Origin of the sequence: Haliscomenobacter sp. (genome assembly GCF_040403615.1) — a bacterium.
Taxonomy (GTDB): Bacteria; Bacteroidota; Bacteroidia; order Chitinophagales; family Saprospiraceae; genus Haliscomenobacter.
Map to the genome: position 1 here is coordinate 20,766 of NZ_JBBAKG010000082.1, position 6,360 is coordinate 27,125.

Annotated in this window: 9 protein-coding genes; 4 read left to right on the forward strand and 5 right to left on the reverse strand. The window is 47.0% G+C overall.

Features of this window, described 5'->3' with window-relative positions:
* Positions 1-17 precede the first annotated feature (17 nt).
* Complete coding sequence (rnpA, locus tag ABW391_RS21400) at positions 18-431, reverse strand: ribonuclease P protein component (RefSeq protein WP_353483958.1); 414 nt, start codon at positions 429-431, stop codon at positions 18-20.
* Positions 432-565: 134 nt separating this feature from the next.
* Here rnpA and radC point away from each other — a divergent pair, with 134 nt between their 5' ends.
* The 4 genes from radC to ABW391_RS21420 all read left to right on the forward strand — a co-directional run bounded on the left by radC (position 566) and on the right by ABW391_RS21420 (position 3,024).
* Positions 566-1,270: a RadC family protein gene (gene radC, locus ABW391_RS21405; protein ID WP_353483959.1), complete on the forward strand. Its 705-nt coding sequence runs from the start codon at positions 566-568 to the stop codon at positions 1,268-1,270.
* 12 nt (positions 1,271-1,282) lie between these two features.
* On the forward strand, positions 1,283-2,143 hold the full coding sequence (locus ABW391_RS21410) for a nuclear transport factor 2 family protein (protein ID WP_353483960.1): 861 nt from the start codon (positions 1,283-1,285) through the stop codon (positions 2,141-2,143).
* 103 nt (positions 2,144-2,246) lie between these two features.
* Entirely contained in the window at positions 2,247-2,621 is a 375-nt protein-coding gene (locus ABW391_RS21415; RefSeq protein WP_353483961.1) for a hypothetical protein, read from the forward strand.
* Positions 2,611-3,024 (forward strand): PIN domain-containing protein, encoded by a 414-nt coding sequence (locus ABW391_RS21420; protein WP_353483962.1) that lies wholly within the window; start codon positions 2,611-2,613, stop codon positions 3,022-3,024. Before ABW391_RS21415 ends, ABW391_RS21420 begins: the two co-directional genes overlap by 11 nt.
* 118 nt (positions 3,025-3,142) lie before the next feature.
* On the opposite strand, the gene ABW391_RS21425 is transcribed toward ABW391_RS21420, so the two are convergent.
* The 4 genes from ABW391_RS21425 to ABW391_RS21440 form a co-directional block, all read right to left on the reverse strand.
* Entirely contained in the window at positions 3,143-4,111 is a 969-nt protein-coding gene (locus tag ABW391_RS21425) for a Gfo/Idh/MocA family protein (protein ID WP_353483963.1), read from the reverse strand.
* The gene (locus tag ABW391_RS21430) at positions 4,108-4,674 is read right to left on the reverse strand and encodes an acyltransferase (protein ID WP_353483964.1); all 567 of its coding nucleotides are present in this window, start codon (positions 4,672-4,674) and stop codon (positions 4,108-4,110) included. Before ABW391_RS21430 ends, ABW391_RS21425 begins: the two co-directional genes overlap by 4 nt.
* Positions 4,675-4,740: 66 nt before the next feature.
* Complete coding sequence (locus tag ABW391_RS21435; RefSeq protein ID WP_353483965.1) at positions 4,741-5,634, reverse strand: AAA family ATPase; 894 nt, start codon at positions 5,632-5,634, stop codon at positions 4,741-4,743.
* Between the two features lie 6 nt (positions 5,635-5,640).
* On the reverse strand, positions 5,641-6,360 hold a 720-nt coding region (locus ABW391_RS21440), incomplete at its 5' end, for a cation:dicarboxylate symporter family transporter (protein WP_353483966.1).

The window sequence follows — 6,360 nt, forward strand, 5'->3', positions numbered from 1 at the left end:
TTTTCAAATAAGACCTGTTATTGCGTCGGTTGGTTGTCCGAATTGCGCAAAAGTTTCCCCAATCTACGCAATCCTCGATTCATGTTGACTTCAATTTCGCTGTACTCCAGGCCATCTTTGGCCACATAAATCACCATGAGGGCATAAACTTTGTCGGAATTTTCCAAATTGTGGTATAGCAAATGCTTGTTGAGTCGGTAAGCCTCCCGGATCTGGCGGCGCAGACGGTTGCGGTCTACCGCTTTTTTGAACTTCTTTTTGGGGACACTGACGGTAAACTGTGCCGAAAAAGCAGCCTGATCTGCTTCCATGGGCAACCAAACAAAACGCAAAGGATACTGGCCAAAAGATTGCCCTTCCTTAAACATCAGCCCAATCGCTTTCCAGCTTTTGAGTCGTTCTTCCCGTCTAAATCGCAAATCTTTTTCCACTTTTCAAAAATATCTTCTAATTTAGCTCAAACATAAGCAACGGATCGGAAATAGTTTCCGTTCCATGCATTTGCCTTTCACATTTACACAGCCTTTGGATTCATTTTGTTTGCTCATCGTTTCAATTTTGATTCATGTACCACGATCCAAAGGAAAAATTAAGCATCAAGAGCTGGGCTGAGGAGGATCGCCCACGCGAGAAACTGCTTCTAAAAGGAAAAAAACAACTGACGGATGCCGAATTGCTGGCCATCATTCTGGGTTCAGGCAACCGAGATGAATCGGCACTGGGTTTGGCCAAACGGATTTTGCAAGCTTACGCCGCCGATTTGAATGAATTGGGGCGCAGCAGCATCCGCGAACTCACCGAGCGTTTTAACGGCGTAGGTGAAGCCAAAGCCATTTCCATCATTGCTGCCCTGGAATTGGGCCAACGCCGCAAGCTGTTGTCTTTGCAAAATCGCCCCTTGATCAGCAGCAGCAAGGAAGCGTACCTGGCCTTGGCGCCGCTGCTGATGGATCTGGACACCGAAGAATTCTGGATTCTCCTGCTCAATCAAGCCAATCGGATGATTGGTCGCGAAAAAATAAGTGCAGGAGGCCTCGCCATCACTTCGGTGGATTCCCGGGTGGTATTCAAAAAAGCCCTGGAAAGCAACGCGACCAGTATTGTGTTGTGCCACAACCACCCATCGGGCAACTTGCGGCCCAGTCAAGCCGATCTCGACCTGACCCAACGCATGCGCAAGGCTGGCGAGCAACTGGAAATTCTGGTGCAAGACCACCTGATTGTAAGTGAGGCAGGCTATTACAGCTTTGCCGATGAAGGAATCATTTAAAAAACGTCATCTATGAAATTTTTGCCATTTACTTTGCTGTTCTGCGCCATTTGTACCTTTGGTCAGGCCCAAACCGACGAGCGTACCGCTGTTGTAGCGGTCATTCAACAGTTTTTCGACGGCATGCGTGCCAACGACAGTGTGAGCATCAAAGCTACCCTGCATCCTGATGCTCAGCTAAAAACGACCACCTTTGATAAAGAAGGGAAACCACGATTGGTCTCCGAAGCCATGACCAAGTTTGTTACTGCGGTAGGCAAACCCTCTCCCAAAAAACTGGATGAGCGCATCTGGAGTTACGATGTGCGCATCGATCAAAATCTCTCCACCGTTTGGACGGAGTATACTTTTTTCCTTGGCGATCAAATGAGCCACTGTGGGGTTAATGCCTTTCAATTGATGAAAACCACCGAAGGCTGGAAGATCATCCAGATCATCGACACGCGCCACAAAGACAATTGCATCACCACAATGCCTGACCACCAGAAAGAAATTTCCAGTTTCATCGATGCCTGGCACCGGGCTGCCTCGACTGCCGATGAGGACAAATTCTTCGGCGCCATGAGTGCCGATGGGGTATTTCTGGGAACGGACGCCTCCGAGCGCTGGTTGACTCCGGCCATGCGCAAAGACATGCAAAAAGCTTTTGACAAAGACGTTGCCTGGGACTTTAAGGCCAAAAACCGCAACATCGCTGTATCACTAGATGGTCGCTACGCCTGGTGGGACGAATTGCTGGATACCTGGATGGGACCTTGCCGTGGATCTGGTGTACTGGAAAAAAGCGGACAAAACTGGAAAATCAAACAGTACAACCTGGCGCTGATGGTGCCAAATGAGAAGATAAAGGAAGTGATGAAGGTGGTGAAGTGAGGGTAAATGTTGATGGAACGAAATCCAGATGCAAACGCGTTATGTTTAAAGTTTGCATTTGGATTTTGTCAAGTTAACATGTAATTTTATAAAAAAGTAGTTGATGTTTAGAAAAATCATACAATCGGAAATCGGAAAAAACGAGGTGCTAATTTCTTTACCTGAAATGTACATTGGTAAAGAATTGGAAATTCTTGTGTTTACAAAAGAAGAAGGCTTGGATAAAGCATATTTTGATGATTCTGCAAGAGAAGAAATTACAACAAAATTTGCGGAAGCTGAAGGGGGGTATTCAAGGCTAAATTCTTTTGAAAATTCTGATTTAAATGAAGCAGATGAGTTGAAGCATTTGCTTCAACGTGGCCAAGAATTAATAAACAACGTTGAACAAAGACCTAAAAAGCAAATTTCTTTCACCGTATTGAATACGCAAGGTCAATCTTTTATTTTTAATCGCGAAGAAGCCAATGAACGATAAAATTTTTATTGATAGTAATGTGCTGATCTACGCCCATACGGATCTTGATTTACACAAACAAAACATTGCTCAAGAAATTATCACAAATGACTATACCGTTATCAGTACCCAAGTACTACAAGAAGCTTCAAACATTCTATTCAAAAAATTCAAATTCAGCTGGGCTGAAATACTGGTTGTAATTCGAGAAGCGGTTCAGAACAACGAAGTACATATCAATACGCCTGAAACTGTTATTGAAGCCTGTCGAATTGCGAATCGATACGGGTTTTCTTTTTACGATAGCCTTATTCTTGCTGCTGCACTTGAAAGTGGTTGTGCAAAACTCGAATCAGAAGATCTTCAAAACAATCAAAACATTGACAATTTGTTGGTGGTTACCAATCCATTTCAGCTCACCTAGTATGACGCAAATAATTACTTCCCGATTTTTTTAGAGTCTTTTGAATAAGAAGCTCACTTGAATTGAACCGTTCGACTTCTTATTCAAAACCCAAAATCGGGAAGTTAATTTTTCTGCGTTACTTGAACGGATGCTTCCCCTGCGGCAAAGCCGCGAATGGATGGTACTCCCCCTTCAATCCCAACACCTCTGCCTCCCGAATGCTGTGTACCAAAGCAATCGAAGGCGCGGCCTCAGTCAATCCAAACCCTTCTCCAGCCAGGATTCTCCGATAACTGGCCGTATGCAAGTCGGTAAAGCCTTCGCTAAATTCCAATTCCTGGCCATCGATGCGAATAGAGCGGAAAGTACGGCCTCCTTTTTCACGTATTGATTCCGGAAGGGTACTTTCATCGATACTCAAAAACCAGCGTACCCGCGCATGCTCCAACTCCAGAAAACCCGCAGCCCGATCATGGCTGTGCAGGTGTACCTCACTTTTTTGCACCGCACCAAAAATCCAGATCAGCATGTCAAAAAAATGGATACCGATATTGGTAGCAATGCCACCCGATTTGGGCATTTCGCCTTTCCAACTGGCATAATACCAAGAACCCCGTGCCGTGATGTAACTCAGGTCAACCTCGTATTTTTTTGAAATGGGTTGGTGCTCTACTTTTGCTTTTAGCGCTTGAATAACTGGGTGCAAGCGCAATTGGAGAATGGTATACACCCGGCGGCCGGTTTCGGCTTCGTTGCGCTGCAAAGCCTCGGCATTCCAGGGATTGAGTACGAGTGGTTTTTCACAAATGACATCCGCTCCCTGGCGCAAACCAAAGCGAATATGGGCATCGTGCAAATAATTGGGCGAACAAATGCTCACAAAATGCAGGGTTTGGCCATTTTGCCGAAACTTCTCCAGGTGACGGTCGAAGCGCTCGATTTCTACAAAAAAAGCAGCATTGGGAAAGTAGGAATCCATCACCCCAACCGAGTCGTTGGGGTCAACGGCAGCAATCAGGCGGTTTTCGGTTTCCTTGATGGCCCGCAGATGCCGGGGGGCAACAAAACCAGCTACCCCGATGAGGGCAAAATTTAGATCTTTCATAGTTTGCTTACCAGACCTGCTTCCAAGCGATACTGTTCGCCGGAGCCAGGGCATACCGCAGTATTTTGTTCATCAAATTCGAGGCGCTCGCCGTATTCGCTCATCCAACCGATTTGTCGAGCCGGATTGCCCACCAGCAAAGCGTAAGGTGGCACGTCTTTGAGTACCACTGCGCCTGCGCCAATAAAGGCAAACGCACCAAGGCGAATGCCGCAAAGTATGGTGGCATTGGCCCCGATGGTGACGCCTTTTTCTACCCAGGTTTGGCGGTATTCCCCTTTGCGCACCACGGCACTACGCGGGTTGTACACGTTGGTAAAAACCATAGACGGCCCCAAAAAGACATCGTCTGCACAGATGACCCCCGAGTACAAGGATACGTTGTTTTGGACTTTGACATTTTTTCCCAGCACTACGTCATCGGCCACAAATACATTTTGTCCCAGGCTACAATTTTCGCCAAGGTGAGCGCCAGTCATCACGTGGCAAAAATGCCAGATTTTGGTGCCTGCACCGATTTGGGCACCTTCGTCCACAATGGCAGTTGGATGTTGGTAATGCATAAAGTTGAATCGTTCATTAATCCTTAGTAGTGGGGCAAAAATGAACACTTATTTTTTTGTCTCCCCTTACAATGTATCAAACTTGGAAATCGCCCCGGTTTTTTCCAGCAGTTCGCTCAACGACATTTGGGTATGCCGGATGTCTTGCCAGTCTTTGAGGATAATCCCTAAGGTCGATTCTACGGTTTCTTTGTCCAAATGATCGATGTGGAGATTAGCCAATGCGGTGGCCCAATCGAGGGTTTCGGCTACGCCGGGTACTTTATCCAATCGCAATTGACGCAATTCGCGCATGAAGGCGCAGATCTGTTCGCCCAGTTTAGCATCAATTTCTGGCACTTTGCTGCGCACAATTTGCAGTTCTTTTTCAAAGTCAGGGTAATCGATGTACAAATACAAACATCGCCTGCGCAGTGCTTCCGACAATTCCCTGACCCGATTGCTGGTGACAATCACATAAGGCCGATGGGTAGCACTGATCGTGCCGATTTCGGGGATGGTGATTTGCCAATCGGACAGCACTTCTAACAAAAAACTCTCGAATTCTTCATCTGCGCGGTCGATCTCATCGATCAGCAGCACTGGAGCTTTGTGGTGGGTGATGGCTTGCAGCAGTGGCCGTTTGAGCAGAAATTTTTCACTGAAAATATTTTTCTCCCGCTCGGCCAGGTCGATCGAAAGCCCTTCTTCCAGCTTGAGGTACAACAATTGTTGCTGGTAATTCCATTCGTATAGCGCGTGATTGGCGTCCAGCCCTTCGTAACATTGCAATCGGATCAGATCGGTATCGAGCGCTTTGGCCATTACTTTGGCAATTTCGGTTTTGCCAACGCCAGCCGGCCCTTCTACCAACAAGGGTTTGCCCAGCCGCATCGATAAGAACATGGAAAGCACTATCGGCTTCTCGGTGATGTACCCCTGTGCGGCCAGTAAACCCTGAACCTGTTCGAGAGAAACCATGGCGTTTTATTTGTGGATCAAAGGAGTAAACTCATTTTCGTTTTTTGCAATAACAACCGTCGCTACCGCATTCCCGATCAGGTTGGTGATGGCGCGTGCCTCCGACATGAAGCGGTCTACGCCTACCAATAGCCCCAGACCCTCGATTGGAATCTGTGGAAAAGAAGACAACGTAGAAGCCAGTACGATAAACCCACTGCCCGTAACGCCGGCAGCGCCCTTGGAAGTCAGAATCAAGATGCCAATGATGTAGATCTGCTCTTGCAAACTGAGGTGCACGCCAAATACCTGCGCGATGAACAAAACCGACATCGACAAGTAGATACTCGTGCCATCCAAATTAAACGAGTAACCCGTGGGGATAATCAAACCCGCAGCCTGCTTGGAGCAGCCGTAGCGTTCCATTTTATCAATCATGCGCGGCAGCACCGATTCGGAAGAAGAAGTACCCAATACAATCAGGATTTCCTCTTTGATGTAGCCCAGCAATTTCCACAAACTCACTTTTGAAAAATAGCAGATCAAGTTCAAGACTACAAAAATGAACAGCGCCATGGTGATGTACACCGTGAGCATCAGCATGGCCAAGGGTTTGAGTGTGCCCAACCCATATTTGCCCACCGTATAGGCTATCCCCCCGAAAGCACCCAGGGGGGCTAGCACCATGATCATGGCCATTATTTTGAACAACACTTGCAGGATTTTATCAAAGGTTTTGAGCAAGGA